The sequence below is a fragment of the Nonomuraea sp. NPDC049486 genome (assembly GCF_040676925.1).
In the GTDB taxonomy this organism is placed as follows: Bacteria; Actinomycetota; Actinomycetes; order Streptosporangiales; family Streptosporangiaceae; genus Nonomuraea; species Nonomuraea ferruginea.
In genome coordinates, this window is sequence record NZ_JBFAPV010000021.1 from 53147 (window position 1) to 68031 (window position 14885).

At 72.8% G+C, this 14885-nt stretch carries 13 protein-coding genes and 1 riboswitch; of the genes, 6 read left to right on the top strand and 7 right to left on the bottom strand.

Annotated elements, in window-relative coordinates; translation table 11 throughout:
* Positions 1–12: 12 nt before the first annotated feature.
* Positions 13–146, bottom strand: a riboswitch (cyclic di-AMP (ydaO/yuaA leader).
* A 108-nt stretch (positions 147–254) separates the two neighbouring features.
* Positions 255–695: a hypothetical protein gene (locus AB0K05_RS39960; protein WP_364236451.1), complete on the bottom strand. Its 441-nt coding sequence runs from the start codon at positions 693–695 to the stop codon at positions 255–257.
* Between the two features lie 220 nt (positions 696–915).
* Here AB0K05_RS39960 and AB0K05_RS39965 point away from each other — a divergent pair, with 220 nt between their 5' ends.
* Entirely contained in the window at positions 916–2367 is a 1452-nt protein-coding gene (locus AB0K05_RS39965) for a family 43 glycosylhydrolase (RefSeq protein ID WP_364236453.1), read from the top strand.
* A 13-nt stretch (positions 2368–2380) separates the two neighbouring features.
* Here the strand turns inward: AB0K05_RS39965 and AB0K05_RS39970 are convergent, their stop codons facing one another.
* The gene (locus AB0K05_RS39970) at positions 2381–2965 is read right to left on the bottom strand and encodes a TetR/AcrR family transcriptional regulator (protein ID WP_219545857.1); all 585 of its coding nucleotides are present in this window, start codon (positions 2963–2965) and stop codon (positions 2381–2383) included.
* Between the two features lie 145 nt (positions 2966–3110).
* Here AB0K05_RS39970 and AB0K05_RS39975 point away from each other — a divergent pair, with 145 nt between their 5' ends.
* From AB0K05_RS39975 to AB0K05_RS39990, 4 genes are all read left to right on the top strand, one after another.
* Positions 3111–4055 carry a chlorophyllase gene (locus AB0K05_RS39975; RefSeq protein WP_364236456.1) on the top strand — a complete coding sequence of 315 codons (945 nt, stop codon included), beginning with the start codon at positions 3111–3113 and terminating at the stop codon, positions 4053–4055.
* A gap of 143 nt (positions 4056–4198) precedes the next feature.
* Positions 4199–4693, top strand: coding sequence for a signal peptidase II (locus AB0K05_RS39980; protein WP_148031827.1), 495 nt, complete (start codon positions 4199–4201; stop codon positions 4691–4693).
* Positions 4694–4768: 75 nt separating this feature from the next.
* The gene (locus AB0K05_RS39985; protein WP_364236459.1) at positions 4769–5713 is read left to right on the top strand and encodes an ATP-binding cassette domain-containing protein; all 945 of its coding nucleotides are present in this window, start codon (positions 4769–4771) and stop codon (positions 5711–5713) included.
* Entirely contained in the window at positions 5710–6471 is a 762-nt protein-coding gene (locus tag AB0K05_RS39990; RefSeq protein WP_219545854.1) for an ABC transporter permease, read from the top strand. The genes AB0K05_RS39985 and AB0K05_RS39990 overlap by 4 nt, the downstream gene beginning before the upstream one ends.
* Here AB0K05_RS39990 and AB0K05_RS39995 read toward each other — a convergent pair.
* On the bottom strand, positions 6455–9613 hold the full coding sequence (locus AB0K05_RS39995) for a BTAD domain-containing putative transcriptional regulator (protein WP_364236463.1): 3159 nt from the start codon (positions 9611–9613) through the stop codon (positions 6455–6457). The two genes, AB0K05_RS39990 and AB0K05_RS39995, sit on opposite strands and share 17 nt — an antisense overlap.
* 148 nt (positions 9614–9761) lie before the next feature.
* On the opposite strand from AB0K05_RS39995, the gene AB0K05_RS40000 reads away from it, so the two are divergent.
* Complete coding sequence (locus tag AB0K05_RS40000; protein WP_364236465.1) at positions 9762–10958, top strand: cytochrome P450; 1197 nt, start codon at positions 9762–9764, stop codon at positions 10956–10958.
* Positions 10959–10973: 15 nt separating this feature from the next.
* Here AB0K05_RS40000 and AB0K05_RS40005 read toward each other — a convergent pair whose 3' ends face one another.
* The 4 genes from AB0K05_RS40005 to AB0K05_RS40020 all read right to left on the bottom strand — a co-directional run bounded on the left by AB0K05_RS40005 (position 10974) and on the right by AB0K05_RS40020 (position 14880).
* Positions 10974–11612, bottom strand: a complete 639-nt coding sequence (locus tag AB0K05_RS40005; protein WP_364236468.1) for a GNAT family N-acetyltransferase — start codon at positions 11610–11612, stop codon at positions 10974–10976.
* A 63-nt stretch (positions 11613–11675) separates the two neighbouring features.
* Positions 11676–12437, bottom strand: coding sequence for an ABC transporter permease (locus AB0K05_RS40010; RefSeq protein ID WP_364236470.1), 762 nt, complete (start codon positions 12435–12437; stop codon positions 11676–11678).
* Positions 12434–13960, bottom strand: coding sequence for an ABC transporter permease subunit (locus tag AB0K05_RS40015; RefSeq protein ID WP_364236473.1), 1527 nt, complete (start codon positions 13958–13960; stop codon positions 12434–12436). The genes AB0K05_RS40010 and AB0K05_RS40015 overlap by 4 nt, the downstream gene beginning before the upstream one ends.
* Complete coding sequence (locus AB0K05_RS40020; protein ID WP_271279129.1) at positions 13957–14880, bottom strand: ATP-binding cassette domain-containing protein; 924 nt, start codon at positions 14878–14880, stop codon at positions 13957–13959. Before AB0K05_RS40020 ends, AB0K05_RS40015 begins: the two co-directional genes overlap by 4 nt.
* Between the last annotated feature and the right edge of the window lie 5 nt (positions 14881–14885).

Below are 14885 nucleotides of genomic sequence, written 5' to 3' on the forward strand. Positions count from 1 at the left end.
CTCGGGGCTTGCTCCTAGCTTCCATGCCGCCTACCGGGTTAGCTGACGGGTTCGGGCGTGGAAGTGCCCTACGGCGCGTGGTGCGCCGATTCACCCCGAGGGGAATGGGTCCCCGGCTCCGCGAACGGATTCGGCGGCCGTGCGCTCCCCGGGGGTGGGGCACGCACGGTCTGGGCAAATGAAGCCTCAACGTAATGCAATCTGACAAACGTCGCAACTCGCCATGATTAGGACTTGACCTCCGATATCGCCGGTCATGCTCCCGGCCGGACGACCATCAGCACGACCACGGCCGCCCAGACCAGGTTGTAGAAGCCGGCGAGCATGGACAGCGCGCGCAGCCGGCTCCCGTCGTCCGGGTCGCGCAGCGCGTCCCGCTGGCGCGGGTAGATCTGGGTCGCCAGCAGGACGGCCGCGACGCCGGTCAGCACCATCGAGGCGACGATCCAGAGCTCCCCCATCCGGCCCTGCGCGAGGGCCATCACGATGCCGACGGCGGGCACCACCAGACCGAACAGGCTGTAGCCGCGGGTGATGCGGTGCAGGGCGGCGGCCACGGCCGGGCTGCGCTCGCCCTCGCCCGGCGGGCCCGCCACGGGGGCGTAGCGGGGAAACAGGCTCGCGGCCACGGCCGAGCCCCCGACGAACACGATGGCCGCCAGGACGTGCACGGACAGCAGGACGTGATCCCTCACGTTCGATCCTCCAACCTTCAGGGTGACTGAAGCTTAGCGGAAGCTTCAGGCACTCTGAAGGTTGTCCCACCTCCCAGCCGGCGGCGGAGGCGCCCTTGACGGTTGTGGTGTTGGCGTTAACACTTGGCACACATCTCTCCACCAGCAAGTGAGCACGACGAAGCAACCAGTTGTGTTAGCGCTAACACAACTGGTCGACCCCACCCCCCAAGGAGTCCTCGTGTTGGCTTCCCTGCCGGGCACGGTGCGCCGGATCCTGACGCTCGCCGTCGTCACGATCGTCCTGTCAGCCCTGTTCACGACCGGCCGCGCCCAGGCGGCGCCCGGCCCGTCCTTCACCAACCCCGTCGTCCCGACGCCCAACAGCGCCGACCCGACGCTGGTCTTCCACAACGGCTTCTACTACTACGTCGCCACGACGTGGAACTCCGACGTGGTCATGCGCCGCTCGGCGACGATCGCCGGGCTGCGCAGCGCGCCCGAGCAGGTCGTCGTACGGACAGGCGGCAACACGATGTGGGCGCCGCACCTGGAGATGGTCGGGAGCCGCTGGTACCTGTACTACTCGGTGGAGCAGGGCAGCCTGCCCCGCCGCACCCACGTCGCCGAGAGCGCCGGGTCCGACCCGATGGGGCCCTACACCGTCCGCGGGATCGTCAACCTGATGCCCGACAACGGATGGGCGATCGACGCCAGCCTGCTCAAGCTCGACGGCAACCTCTACATGACGTTCTCGGCGTTCGCGTCCGACGGCCTGCAGTCGCTGTTCATCGCGCCGATGTCGAACCCGTGGACGGCGAGCGCGTTCGGCAGGCGGATCTCGGCCCCGACCCTGGACTGGGAGCGTCAGAACGGCGCCGTCAACGAGGGCTCCTTCGCGCTGCAGCGGGGCGGCCGCACCTTCCTGACCTACTCGGCCAGCCACTGCAACGGCCCCAACTACAAGCTCGGCATGCTGGAGTACCGCGGCGGTGACCCGCTGTCGGCCGCGTCCTGGACCAAGTTCGCCAGCCCGATCTTCCAGCGCAACGACGCGAACGGCGTCTACGGCCCCGGCCACCACTCCTTCTTCACCTCGCCCGACGGCACCGAGACCTGGATCGCCTACCACGCCAACTCCTCGTCGAGCCAGGGCTGCGGCACCACCCGCACCACCCGGGTGCAGAAGATCTCCTGGAACGCCGACGGCACGCCCGACCTCGGCGTCCCCGTCTCGACCTCGACCGTGATCCCCGGCCCCTCGGGCGAGCCCACCCCTGCCACGGCGCGGATCCGCAACCGGCACAGCGGCCTCTGCCTGGACGACTACAACTGGGTGACCACGCCGGGCGCGGAGGTCCGCCAGTGGACCTGCAACGGCCTCGCCACGCAGGACTGGCAGATCACCCCGGCCGCCGACGGCTACTCCACGATCACCAACCGGCACAGCGGCCTGTGCCTGGACAACTACAACTTCGGCACCACCCCAGGTTCCGAGGTACGCCAGTGGACCTGCAACGGCCTGGCCGTCCAGCAATGGCGCGTCACGTCCGTGGGAGGCGGCTACTCCACCCTCACCAACCGGCACAGCGGCCTGTGCCTGGACAACTACAACTTCGGCACCGCCCCGGGCTCCGAAGTACGGCAGTGGACCTGCAACGGCAACAACGCCCAGCAGTGGACCGTCTCCTGACCAGGAGACGGTCCTAGCCGAGGCGCAGCCCCGCGACGAGGAGCCCGACCATGCGGCGGGCGTCGTAGCGGGGATCGCCGGCGCCGACGCAGAGGTTCCCGATGCCCCGCATGAGTTCGAGGGCGTCCTGGCCGGGGCGGATCTCGCCGGCGGCGGCCGCCGCTTCGAGCAACCGGGCGCACACGGGCACGAGCCGGTCGAGGAAGTAGGCGTGCAGGGCGTCGAAGCCGGCGTTGTCGGACTGCAGGACAGCGGCGAGCCCGTGCTTGGTGACCAGGAAGTCCACGAAGAGGTTGATCCAGCGCTCCAGGGCGGCGTACGGCGTGGCACTGGTCGCCAGCAGGGCCGGACCGGCCTCGGCGCAGGCTTCGACCTGGTGCCGGTAGACGGCGATGATCAGGTCCGCCCGCGTCGGGAAGTGGCGGTAGATCGTGGCCGTGCCGACGCCCGCCTTGGCCGCGATGTCGCGTATCGGCGCGTCGACGCCCGACGTGACGAAGACTTCTCCGGCGGCGTCGAGCAGGTTCTTCTCGTTGCGGCGGGCGTCCGCCCGTTTGGGCCGGGCCGCGCGCCCCGCGCCCCGCTCGCCGTCGTTCATCGCGCCACGCCTCCGGTGTTGCTAAACGGGACAGTGTCCCGTATCGTCAAACGGGACGCTGTCCCGCTTCTTTCATGATGCCAGAGCGGGCGCCCGCCGGCCAACCACGCCGGCCACTTCACCCACGAACGAGGAAGACCTTCTTATGAGCCGATCAGTCATCGCGCCCGCGCACGCGGCCCAGGGCGCGCCCATCCCGGTCCTCTCGGCGCGGCCGGTGGTGCTGCCGGCCCCCGGCCGGGGTGAGGACCTCCAGGTGCGCGTGTCCGCGCCCGCCGCCGGGCGCGACCTGCCGATCATCGTCTTCTCGCACGGCTTCGGCTGGTCGATGGACGGGTACGACCCGCTGGCCGGCTTCTGGGCCGCCCACGGCTTCGCGGTGGTCCAGCCCACCCATCTCGACTCCAGGACGCTGAACCTTCCGCCAGACGATCCCCGCACACCGCTGATCTGGCGGTTCCGGGTCGAGGACCTGAAGCGCGTACTCGACCACCTCGACCTGGTCGAAGCCGCCGTCCCCGGCCTGAGCGGGCGTCTGGACCGGAGCCGCGTCGCCGTGGCCGGGCACTCCTGGGGCGCCCAGACGGCGAGCATGCTGCTGGGCGCGCGGATCGTCGATCCCGAAGGCGGGCCGGGGCAGGACCTGTCCGACCCCAGGGTCAAGGCGGGTGTGCTGCTCGCCGCGCCCGGCCGGGGCGGCGCCGACCTGACGCCGTTCGCCGCCGAGCACATGCCCTTCATGAACCCGGACTTCAGCCACATGACCACACCGGCCCTCGTGGTCGCGGGTGACCGGGACCAGTCCCATCTGAGCGTCCGGGGGCCGGACTGGTTCACCGACCCGTACACCCTGAGCCCGGGCGGCAAGAGCCTGCTCACGCTGTTCGGGGCCGAGCACGGGCTCGGCGGCATCGTCGGCCGCGACGTCACGGAGACGACGGACGAGAACCCCGAACGGGTCGCCCTGATCCAGCGGCTCACCACGGCCTACCTGCGCAGCGCGCTCGACCCGGAGGATTCCGGCTGGGCGGCGGCGCTCGCGGCGTTGCTGGAGAGCGCCTACCCGCTGGGTCGCGTCGACTCCGACTGAAGCCCCGCCCGCCGGCCCTCCTCGTCACCCCGGCCGTATCGGGCGTCTCCCCCTCGCGTGGCCGCTAGATTGGGCGAAACGGTCATCGGATGGCGAGGTCGAAGGTGCCGATCGGACGAGGGTCCCGGGAGCCGGGACGGGGCATGCGGCCCTACGGATGGATGCTGGTGCTCGCCGCGGCGGTGCTCGCCGTGGACCAGGCGTCCAAGCTCTGGGCGGTCTCGGCGCTCTCCGGCGGCGAGCGCGTCACGGTGATCCCGGAGTTGATCCAGCTGCGGCTGCTGTTCAACCCCGGTGCCGCGTTCTCGATAGGGGCCGGCGCGACGTGGGTGTTCACCCTGACGGCGGCCGCCGCCGTCGCCGGCATCCTCTACACCGGGCGGCGGCTGCGCTCGCCCGCCTGGACCGTCGTGCTGGGCGCGCTGCTCGGCGGCGCCACCTCCCATCTGCTCGACCGCCTGTTCCGCCCGCCGGGCTTCGCTCAGGGTCATGTCGTCGACTTCATCGACTACGGCGGCCTGTTCGTCGGCAACGTCGCCGACATCGCGCTGACCGCCAGTTGCGTCGTCCTCATGGTGCTCACCGTGCGCGGCATCCCCCTGGCCGGCGCGGACGCCGGGGAGCGCCCGAGCTCGTAGCCGGGCGGGCCGTGTCAGCGGCCGCGTCAGCCCGGCGACGGCCCCGTGTCAGAGCGGCCGGCGATGGTGGGCGCCATGAACGATTCAGCCATCGCCGCCTCCGGGCTGCGCAAGGCGTACAAGGACAAGGTCGTGCTCGACGGCGTCGACCTGGACGTCCGGACCGGCACGGTCTTCGCCCTGCTCGGGCCCAACGGCGCCGGGAAGACCACGACGGTGCACGTGCTGACCACGCTGCTGGCCCCCGACGCCGGGAAGGCCGTCGTCGGGGGGCACGACGTGGCCACGGAGACCAAGGCGGTGCGCGCGGCCATCGGGGTCACCGGGCAGTTCGCCTCGGTCGACGACCTCCTCACCGGCGAGGAGAACCTGCTGATGACGGCGGACCTCCTGCACCTGCCCAGGGCGGAGGGCAGGAGGATCGCCGGCCGATTGCTCGACCGGTTCGACCTGGCCGGATCGGCGGGCAAGCTGGTGGCGTCCTACTCAGGCGGCATGCGCCGCAAGCTGGACCTGGCCATGACGCTGGTCGGCAAGCCGCGGATCATCTTCCTGGACGAGCCCACGACGGGACTCGATCCGCGCAGCCGCCGCACCATGTGGCAGATCATCAGGGAACTCGTGGCCGACGGCACGACCATCTTCCTGACCACTCAGTATCTCCAGGAGGCCGACGAGCTCGCCGGCCGGATCGCCGTGCTCGACCAGGGCCGGCTGGTCGCCGAGGGCACCGCCGACGAGCTCAAGCGCCGGGTTCCCGGCGGTCATGTCCGGCTGCGGTTCACCAGCCGGGACGAACTCGACGCCGCGGCGCGGGTCCTGCCCGGGTCCACGAGGGACGACGAGGACCTGACCTTGCGGGTGCCCGGCGACGGCGGGGTGCGGTCGCTCCGGGCGCTGCTCGAACGGCTCGACACGCATGCGGTGGAGGTCGGCGAACTGTCGGTGCACACGCCGGATCTGGATGACGTCTTCTTCGCCCTCACCGGGCACGGGAACAAGGAGGTCAGTGCCCGATGAACGCCTTCTCTGCTTTCCTGGCGGACTCCGCCACCATGGTGCGGCGCGACTTCAGGCACACGATGCGCAATCCGCTGACGCTGTTCAACGCCGTGTTCGTGCCGGTGTTCGTGATGTTCCTCATGGTCCACGTGTTCGGCGGCGCTTTCGACGTCGGGGCCGACTACGTCGACTACGCGACGCCTGGATTGATCATCATGACCATCGGCTACGGCATCGGGCCCACCGCGACCGCGGTGAACTCGGACATGACGACCGGATTCATCAACCGGCTCCGCGTCATGGACGTGTCCAGGGCCGCGGTGCTGAACGCGCACGTGATCGCGATCATGCTGCGGACCATGGTGGCCATCGCGATCATCATCGGGGTGGCGGTGCTGCTGGGATTCCGGCCGGCGGCGAGTCTCCCGCAGTGGCTCGGCGCGATCGGCATCGTCGCCTTGACGGTGCTGGCGATCGGCTGGCTGACCGTCGCGTCCGGGCTCGCCGCTAAGACACCGGAAGGCGCGGGACTCGCCGGGGTCCCGCTGATGCTCCTTCCCTTCCTGAGCAGCGCCTTCGTGCCGGCCGAGACGATGGGGCCGGGTGCGCGGCAGTTCGCCGAGTACCAACCGTTCACCTCGATCATCGAGACCCTGCGCGGGCTGCTGTCCGGCACGCCGTCGGCGGGCCCAGCCATCACGGCGGTCGCCTGGTGCGCCGGGCTCACGCTGGTGGGCTACCTGTGGGCGCGCAGGACGTTCACGAAGCGAGCGTGATCCCGGCCAGCTCGCGCCAGTCCTGCCGCTGACCGGCACGGAACGCCTCGGCGAACACGGTCTCGCCGAGGCGGCTCCGCGTGGCCGCGGCGATCCTGGCGGCGTCCGGCTGCGAACGGTCCGGCGTGCCGCGCACGCCGTCGCTCGCCGCCAGCAGCCGCACGGCCTGTTCGTACTCCCCCTGGCGCAGCGCGAGGTCCGCGATCCCGATCAGCATCTCGGCGATCATCGGCGGGTGCGGGTGCTCCGTGGCCGCGGCCGCGCGGAACGCCTCCTTCCGGTGGGCGCGGCCCTCCTCGATGTCCTCGGTGAGGTAGCCGTACAGGTGCATGGTCATGGCGTGGACCGAGCCGGGCATGCCCGGCTCGCCCATCACCGCCCGCACCGTGGCCAGGTGCTCGTGCGCCTGGCCCGGCTCGCCGCGCCAGCGCGCCAGCTGCGCCTTCGACAGCGCCAGCTCGGCGAGGGCGTCCGGCCAGACGATCCCGCCCGCGCACCGCTGCGCCTCCGCCATGGCGGACGCGCTGGACCGCTCGTCGCCGAGCAGCCAGTACAGCTGGGCCTGCCGCGCCCGCACGCCGACCACGTCCTCGACGGCGCCCACCTCGGTCAGCGCCCCGACGACCTCCTCGTGATGCTCGCAGGCGCGGGCGAACTCGCCGCGGGTGGCGAGCCGGTCGGCCAGGAAGGTCAGCGCCAGCGCGATGCCCATCCGGTCGCCCAGCGCGCGGAACTCGGCGAGCGCGGTCTCGGCGTCGAGGTCCACGTCGGTCTCGTCGCCGCCGAGCGTGAGCCGGAACCGGCCCCGGGTGAGCCTGGCCTGCGCGCGCACCCACGGATCGGCGCCGGCGATGAGCGGCTCGAACGCGGGCATGAACTCCGCCGGGCCCCGCAGCGTCCGCTCCAGCAGCTCGACGAAGCCGAGCAGCGGGCGGCGGGACCCGCTGCGCCGGGCCAACCGGTGCGCCTCCTGGATCCACTCCCGCGCCTGATACTGGTCACCGCCGATCCCGGCGGTCACGAACATGGTCACGATGAGGTACGCCATCGCCCGCACCTCGTCGGACACCTCGCCGGGCAGCGAGGCCGCCGCGACGCTCAGCTCGGCGCCCTCGGCTCGGTGCCCGCCGAGATACCAGAAGTAGCCCGCGGCCGCGACCAGCCGCATCGACTCCTGGGCCCATCCCCCGGCGATCGCCCGGCGCAGGGCCGCGGTGATGTTGTCGTGCTCGGCATCGAGCGTGGCCAGCCATTCCAGCTGCCCGGCCCGGCGCAGGTGCGGATCGGCCGTCTCGGCCAGCTCGGTGAAGTACGTGAGGTGCGCCCGGCGCGCCGGCTCGGTCTCCCCGGCTTCGGCGAGCCGGTAGGCCGCGTACTCCCTGATGGTGTCGAGCATCCGGTAGCGCATCGCGCCCCCGCCGTCGGCGAGCAGCAGCGACTTCTCGATCAACGCGGTCAGCACGTCGAACACCTGCTCCCCGCCGGACGCCTCGTCCCCGCACACCCGTACGGCCGCTTCCAGGCTCGCCCCGCCGGAGAACACCGAGAGCCGCCGCAGCACGCGTCGCTCGGCCTCGCTCAGCAGGTCCCAGCTCCAGTCGACGACCGCGCGCAGCGTCTTGTGCCGGGGGAGCGCCGTACGGCTGCCGCTGGTCAGCAGCCGGAACCGATCGTCCAGCCCGCGTGCCAGCTGATCGACGGACATCGTGCGCAGCCGTGCCGCGGCGAGCTCGATCGCCAGCGGCATCCCGTCGAGCGCCCGGCAGATCCGCGCCATGGCCGGCAGGGCGGCCGCGTCGGCGCCGAGGTCCTGGCGCACCAGGCGCGCGCGGTCGCGCAGCAGCCGCACCGCGGGCGAGGACCCGATCTCGGCCGGGTCCGCCCGCTCGGCGGGCAGCGCGAGCGGCTCGACCTGCCACAGCACCTCCCCGGTGATCCCGAGCGGCTCCCTGCTGGTGGCCAGGATCCGCAGGCTCCGGCACTCCCCCAGCAGCCGATCGGCGAAGGCCGCGGCCTCCTCGATCACGTGCTCGCAGTTGTCCAGGATCAGCAGGATCGCGCGTTCCCGGACCGCGGCGATGAGCCGGTCCGTCCGGTCCCCGCCCCGCACGCCGCCGAGCAGGGCCTGTTCGCGCAGGCCGAGCGCGGTGAGCGCGGCCTGCGCCAGCTCACCGCCCGCCCGCACCGGGGCCAGCTCGACCAGCCACGCCCCGTCCGGCAGCTCGGCCAGCATCGTCCGCGCGGTCTCCGCGGCCAGCCTCGTCTTGCCCGAGCCGCCCGGCCCGGTCAAGGTGACCAGCCGGTGCCTGACGGCCAGGGCGGCGACCGCGGAGACGTCCTCGTCCTTGCCGACGAAGCTCGTCAGCTCGGCGCGCAGGTTGGTCCTGCGCTGCTCCGCCCGCTCGCCCACCTCGCCGCGGAGCAGCGCGACGTGCAGCGCGGACAGCTCGGCCGACGGGTCGGCGCCGAGTTCCTCGGCCAGCCGCTCACGCGTCCGCTGGTAGACGGTCAGCGCCTCGGGCGTGCGCCCCGCCTCGGCGAGCGCCCGCATCAACGCCGCCACGAACCCCTCGCGCAGCGGGTACGCGGCGACCAGGTCGGTCAGCTCGGAGACCAGCTCCGAGCCGCGACCGAGGCGGATGTCCGCGTCCACCCGGTCCCCGAGCGCGGCCACGTGGAGCTCGTCCAGCCGCCTGACGGCGGCGTCGAACAGCTCGCTGTCCCGCAGCGCGAGGTCCGCCATCGCCGTGCCGCGCCACAAGGCCAGGGCCGTGCGCAGCAGCTCCGCCCGGGCCGCGGGCTCGGCGGCACGGGCCTGACCGGTCAGGCGCTCGAACCGGCACGCGTCCACGGCATCGGGGGCGACGGCCAGCCGGTAGCCGCCGGAATCCGCCTCGATCACCCCGTCGGGTAACACCCTGCGCAGCCGGGACACCAGCGCCTGCAGGGCGTTCACCGCGTCCGCGGGCGGTCGCCGCCCCCAGATCCAGTCGACCAGTCTCGTACGGGGGACGATCCGGCCGGGTTCGAGGGCGAGCGCGGCGAGCAACGCGCGCAGCCGGACCCCGGGGACCTCCACCACGGCCCCGTCGGGGTTGCGGACCTCGAACGGCCCGAGCAGTCCAACTCGCACAGGGGTCATTGTGCCGAACCCCGGCGGCGTCCCGGACCGCCGGGGCGACGGGACGCGGTGTCGTGTCAGCGGCGGCGTCAGCACGGCGACGGCCCGCTGTCAGGGCGCCCGGCGAAGGTGGACGCGTTGACCGACCACGACACCAAGGCGGATGACCATGGAACACACCGTCGCCACGATGCCGACCGCGCGCCGGCCCGGATGTCCCTTCGACCCGCCCGGCGAGCTGATCCAGGCCCGCGAGCACGGCCCGATCAGCCGCTACACCTTCCCCGGGGGCAGGCCCGGCTGGCTGATCACCGGATACGACCTGGTCAGGTCGGTCCTGGCCGACGCGAGGTTCAGCTCACGCAAGGAGCTGATGCTCCACCCGTCCATCGACATCAGCGGCATGGAGATCCCTCCCGCGCCGCCCGGCGAGTTCCTCCTCATGGACGAGCCGCAGCACGGGCGCTACCGGAAACCGCTGGTGGGCAAGTTCACCGTGCGGCGCATGCGGCAGCTCACCGAGCGCGTCGAGCAGATCACCGCCGACCACCTGGACGCCATGGAGAAGGCCGGGCCGCCGGTGGACCTGGTGACCGCGTTCGCCAAGCCCGTCCCCACCATCGTCATCTGCGAGCTGCTGGGCGTGCCGTACGAGGACCGGGGCTCCTTCCAGGAGCAGGTCGACTCGTTCCTCAGCGGGGAGACGAGCGACGAGGACATGATCGCCGCCTACACGGCGACCCAGCGCTATCTCGGGGAGCTGGTGGCCGCCAAGCGCGCGAACCCGACCGACGACGTGCTCAGCGACCTCACCGACGGCGACCTGACCGACGAGGAGCTGCGGGGCATCGCTCTCATCCTGCTCGCGGCCGGGCTCGACACCACCGCGAACATGCTGGCGCTGGGCACCTTCGCGCTGCTGCGCAACCCGGCGCAGCTGGCCGCGCTCCGCGCCGACCCCGCGCTCACCGACCGGGCCGTGGAGGAGCTGCTGCGGTATCTGAGCGTCGCCAAGACGTTCATGCGGACGGCGCTGGAGGACGTCGAGCTGGGCGGCCGGACCATCGAGGCCGGGACGACGGTCATCCTGTCGTACAACACCGCCAACCGCGACCCCGAGCGGTTCGCCGACCCCCACGTGCTGGACCTGGGGCGGGAGGCCCGCGGGCATCTGGCGTTCGGCCACGGCATCCACCAGTGCCTGGGTCAGCAGCTGGCCCGCGTCGAGATGCGGGTCGCCTTGCCCGCGCTGGTCAACCGCTTCCCCACGCTGCGCCTGGCCGTGCCGCCGGAGGAGGTCGGCCTGCGCCCGGAGACCGCGGACATCTACGGGCTGAAGAGCCTGCCGGTCGCCTGGAACGTGTGACCCGTGAGGCGCGCGTCAGGGGCTCCACACCATCGTCCGCTGGTGGACACGCGCGCCCTGGTGGCGCAGGCCCGGCACCAGGGGCGCGGGGCCGTGCGCGGTGAAACCGGCCCGCTCGAAGAACCGCACCGCCCGGGTGTTCTCCACCAGCGTCTGCAGGTGGCAGCCCGGCGATCCCGCCTCCTTGAGCCGCCGCTGCCACGACTCCATGAGCCCCTGGGCGGCGCCGGTGCCGCGGGCTTCAGGGGCGACGTTGATGTGCAGGTGGGAGGGCCAGCGCGGGTCCTCGAAGTCGCCAGGGGCCGGCTGCCGGCGGATCGCCGCCCCGGCCGCGTCGAGCATGGCGTGGGCGAAGAAGGCCGCCGGGCCGCGCCGCAGGTAGAGCCGGTGCCTTCTGATCGCCCGCGTCATCCGCTCGCTCTCGCCGGGGAACGCCGCGCCGTCCAGGCAACCGGTCAGGTAGCCGACGAGGACGCCCCGGTCGGCGGCGAGGAACAGCGAGTCCGGCTCCTGGTCCATGTAGGGCTCCAGGTAGATGTCACGCTCGGACTCCGCGTGCCCCCACAGCGAGCCGGTGGGCGACCCCTCCCCCGCGCGCGCGAACAGCTCGCGCAGCTCGGCTCGATCGTCTTCCCTGAACGTCCGGATCTCCATCGGCACTCCTCAAAACTGTGTATGTCGTACAGAGTAATCGATGGCGCCGGTCGACGACGCGGATCACGACGCGTCGCGGGCCCGCAGCAGCAGCCCGCCGGCCAGCAGCGCCGTCGCCGACCAGGCCGCGAGCACGCCGAGACCCGCCCAGGGCGGGATCGGCAGGCTCGCCACGTTCACGGTGGTCTGCACGGCGAGGCCGGCGTTCATCGGCGCCAGGCTCCACAGGACCCGGTGCCAGCCCGGATCCGACACCATGTGCGCCAGCAGCGGGAACAGGTAGAGCAGCCCGAGCACGGCCGCGATCGACGCCGCCGGATCGCGTACGGCCATCGCGATCCCCACGCCGAGCAGCGCGACCAGCGCGAGGTAGAGCACCGAGCCGGCGGCCGCGCGCAGCGTCGGCCCGTCGGCGAGTGACAGTGCCGGGTAGCCGCGGCCGGGCAGGATGAGCCGCCCGGCCAGCGCCGACGCGAGGACGGCGACGGTCCCCGCGACCGCGGTCAGCCCGGCGACGACGGCCGCCTTGGCCGCCAGCACCCGCCCGCGGCGCGGTATCGCCGTCAGGGTGGTGCCGATCATGCCGGTGCCGTACTCGCCGCCGACGGCCAGCACCGCCAGCAGGGCGACGCATGCCTGGCTCGCCTGGAGTCCGCTGAACGTGAGCTTGACGGAGTCCTGCGCGCACCGTCCCCAGGGGCAGGTCAGCGTGGCGGCCAGGGCGGCGCCCACGGCCACCGTCAGCACGGCGGCGAGCAGCAGCAGCGGGCCGGTCCCCGCCACGGTGCGCAGCTTGGTCCACTCGGCATGCAGCGCCCGGTTCACGCATCCCTCCTGTTCAGCCTCACCACGGCCAGGCCGAGCGCGAGCGCGGCGTAGCAGCACAGCACGCCCAGCCCGGCCCACGGCGGCAGCGGGTAGTAGCCGCCCTGCGGCACGTAGAAGTCGAGCACCTGCGGATACTCGGGGATGCTCTGCTGGACGGCGAACGCGGCGGCGGGCGTGACCCGCAGCAGCCACAGCGACAGCTCGACGGGCAGCACGGAGGCGGTGGCCAGCACGTGCGGCAGCAGGATCATCGCCAGCGCGGTGACGACCGCCGCCGCGCTGCGCCTGAACAGCGTCCCGAGCGCCAGCGCCAGCACGGCGGACACGGCCAGCAGCGCGGCCACCCCCGCGATCACCCGCACCTCGGTGAGCGCGGGCACCGGCAGCACGTGGTTGCCGTTGCCCCGCAGCAGATGCTTGCCGACCGGCATCGCGACCGCGCTCGCGGCCAGCCCTGCGGCGAACACGACCCCGCCGATCACCAGGGCCTTGGCCGCGAGCACCCGGCCCCGGCGCGGCGAGGCCGCCAGGGTGACGCGGACGAGCCCGCGCCGGTACTCGGCGGTCACGAACAGCACCGCCACGACGACCACCACCACCAGCGCGAACAGCACCCCGGTCAGCGTCAGCTCCACCGCCATGCCGCCGTCGGTGCCGACCGGCGCGATGTCGCCGTTCCCGACCACGGTGAACGTGCCGCCCGACTCCACGGCGCTGCCCGGGTGGTGGACCTCTCCGGGGTTCGTGCCGGGCGTGGGGCTCACGTCGGTGTGCCGCCACGCCCCGGGCGCCGCGCCCTCGACCTTCACCTGGTCGAACACGGCGGTGGTCTCGGTGAAACGCATCTGCTCGATCAGCCCGCCCAGATCGGCCTGCTTCACGGTCAGGTCACCCGGCGAGGCGGCGAACATGCCGATCTCCACCTCGGCGGGCAGATCCGGCAGGCGGACGACGGCGACCTCGGCCCACTGCCGCCCGTCGGCGGACTCGTACCCGGTGAGGGTTTCTCCCGCGCGGGTCAGCCGCAGCCAGCGCGGCGCCCCGCCGGGCCGGCCCGCCACGTCCCCGGTGTAGTCGTGCTGCATCCGCACGCCGTGCTCGCCGGTGACCATGACCGCCGCGTAGGACGAGCCCGGCTCCATGCTCGCCTTGACGATCACTCCGGCCTTCGCCCACGGCACCAGCCCCGGCACGATCTCGTCGTGGTCCGGCGGCGGGTAGGTGATGATGCCGGACATCGACGTCAGCCGCACGGTGATGGAGCCGTCGCCGTCCAGCGTCCGGTGCACGAAGAAGAACTTGTCACGCACAGCGTGGCCGTCAGGGCCCAGCGGCGGCTCGGGACAGGCGGTCTCGACCCCGTTCCTGTCACACGAGGCGTGGCTGCCCGCCGCGGAGACCGCTGCGAGCAGCGGGACGAGCAGCGCCGCGACCACCGTGCCGAGCACCCAGCCGCGGACCGTGCGGAACTTCGTCCACTCCGCGCGCAGCGTCCGTGCGAACCCGGCCGCCGGGCTCATCGGGCCGCCCCGTCCGCGCGGAACTCGACGGCGTCCCTGGTCAGCTCCATGTACGCCTCCTCCAGCGTGGCCCGGTGGGCCGTCACCTCCGAGAACGGCACCCCGCCTCCGGTCAGCAGCTCCACCACCCGCTCGGCGGACGGCCCCGACGCGGTGACGGTGTCGCCGCCCGTGACGGCGACCGTGGCGCCCGCCCCCGCCAGGGTCTCCATCGCACGGGAGCGGGCCGTGGTGCGGATGGTCACCCGGTCGTGGGAGGCCGCCTCGATCAGCTCGGCCACGCCCATGTCGGCCACCACCCGGCCCCGCCCGGCCACGACGAGCTGACCGGCGGTCCCCTCCAGCTCGCTCATCAGATGGCTGGACACCAGCACCGCCCGGCCCTCGGCGGCCAGCGACCGCAGCAGGCCGCGGATCCACACGATGCCGTCCGGGTCGAGGCCGTTGAACGGCTCGTCCAGCATGAGCACCGGCGGGTCGCCGAGCAGCGCGGCGGCGATCCCGAGCCGCTGCCGCATGCCCAGCGAGTAGCCGCCCGCCCGCCTGCGCGCCTCCGCGCCCAGCCCCACCAGGCCGATCACCTCGTCCACCCGCGCCGCCCCGAGCCCCTGGGAGTGGGCCAGCCACAGCAGGTGGTCGCGGCCCGTACGGCTCGGCTGCAGCGCGCCCGCGTCCAGCAGCGCGCCCACGTGGGTGAGCGGCTCCTCCAGACTCCGGTACGGCACACCCCCGACCAGCGCCCGGCCCTCGTCGGGGGCGTCCAGGCCGAGGATCACCCGCATCGTGGTGGACTTGCCCGCGCCGTTCGGCCCCACGAACCCGGTGACCCGGCCCGGCGGCACCCTGAACGTCATCCCGTCCAGCGCCACGGTCCGGCCGAACCGCTTGCGCAGCCCGGCTACCTCGATCGTCGCTTCCATGCCGC

What these genes read in the sequence shown, in the direction of transcription:
- AB0K05_RS39970 (WP_219545857.1), bottom strand. Translation starts at nt 2,965, where the DNA reads ATGAACGACGGCGAGCGGGGCGCGGGGCGCGCGGCCCGGCCCAAACGG.
- AB0K05_RS39975 (WP_364236456.1), top strand. Translation starts at nt 3,111, where the DNA reads ATGAGCCGATCAGTCATCGCGCCCGCGCACGCGGCCCAGGGCGCGCCC.
- AB0K05_RS39980 (WP_148031827.1), top strand. Translation starts at nt 4,199, where the DNA reads ATGCGGCCCTACGGATGGATGCTGGTGCTCGCCGCGGCGGTGCTCGCC.
- AB0K05_RS39985 (WP_364236459.1), top strand. Translation starts at nt 4,769, where the DNA reads ATGAACGATTCAGCCATCGCCGCCTCCGGGCTGCGCAAGGCGTACAAG.
- AB0K05_RS39990 (WP_219545854.1), top strand. Translation starts at nt 5,710, where the DNA reads ATGAACGCCTTCTCTGCTTTCCTGGCGGACTCCGCCACCATGGTGCGG.
- AB0K05_RS39995 (WP_364236463.1), bottom strand. Translation starts at nt 9,613, where the DNA reads ATGACCCCTGTGCGAGTTGGACTGCTCGGGCCGTTCGAGGTCCGCAAC.
- AB0K05_RS40000 (WP_364236465.1), top strand. Translation starts at nt 9,762, where the DNA reads ATGGAACACACCGTCGCCACGATGCCGACCGCGCGCCGGCCCGGATGT.
- AB0K05_RS40005 (WP_364236468.1), bottom strand. Translation starts at nt 11,612, where the DNA reads ATGGAGATCCGGACGTTCAGGGAAGACGATCGAGCCGAGCTGCGCGAG.
- AB0K05_RS40015 (WP_364236473.1), bottom strand. Translation starts at nt 13,960, where the DNA reads ATGAGCCCGGCGGCCGGGTTCGCACGGACGCTGCGCGCGGAGTGGACG.
- AB0K05_RS40020 (WP_271279129.1), bottom strand. Translation starts at nt 14,880, where the DNA reads ATGGAAGCGACGATCGAGGTAGCCGGGCTGCGCAAGCGGTTCGGCCGG.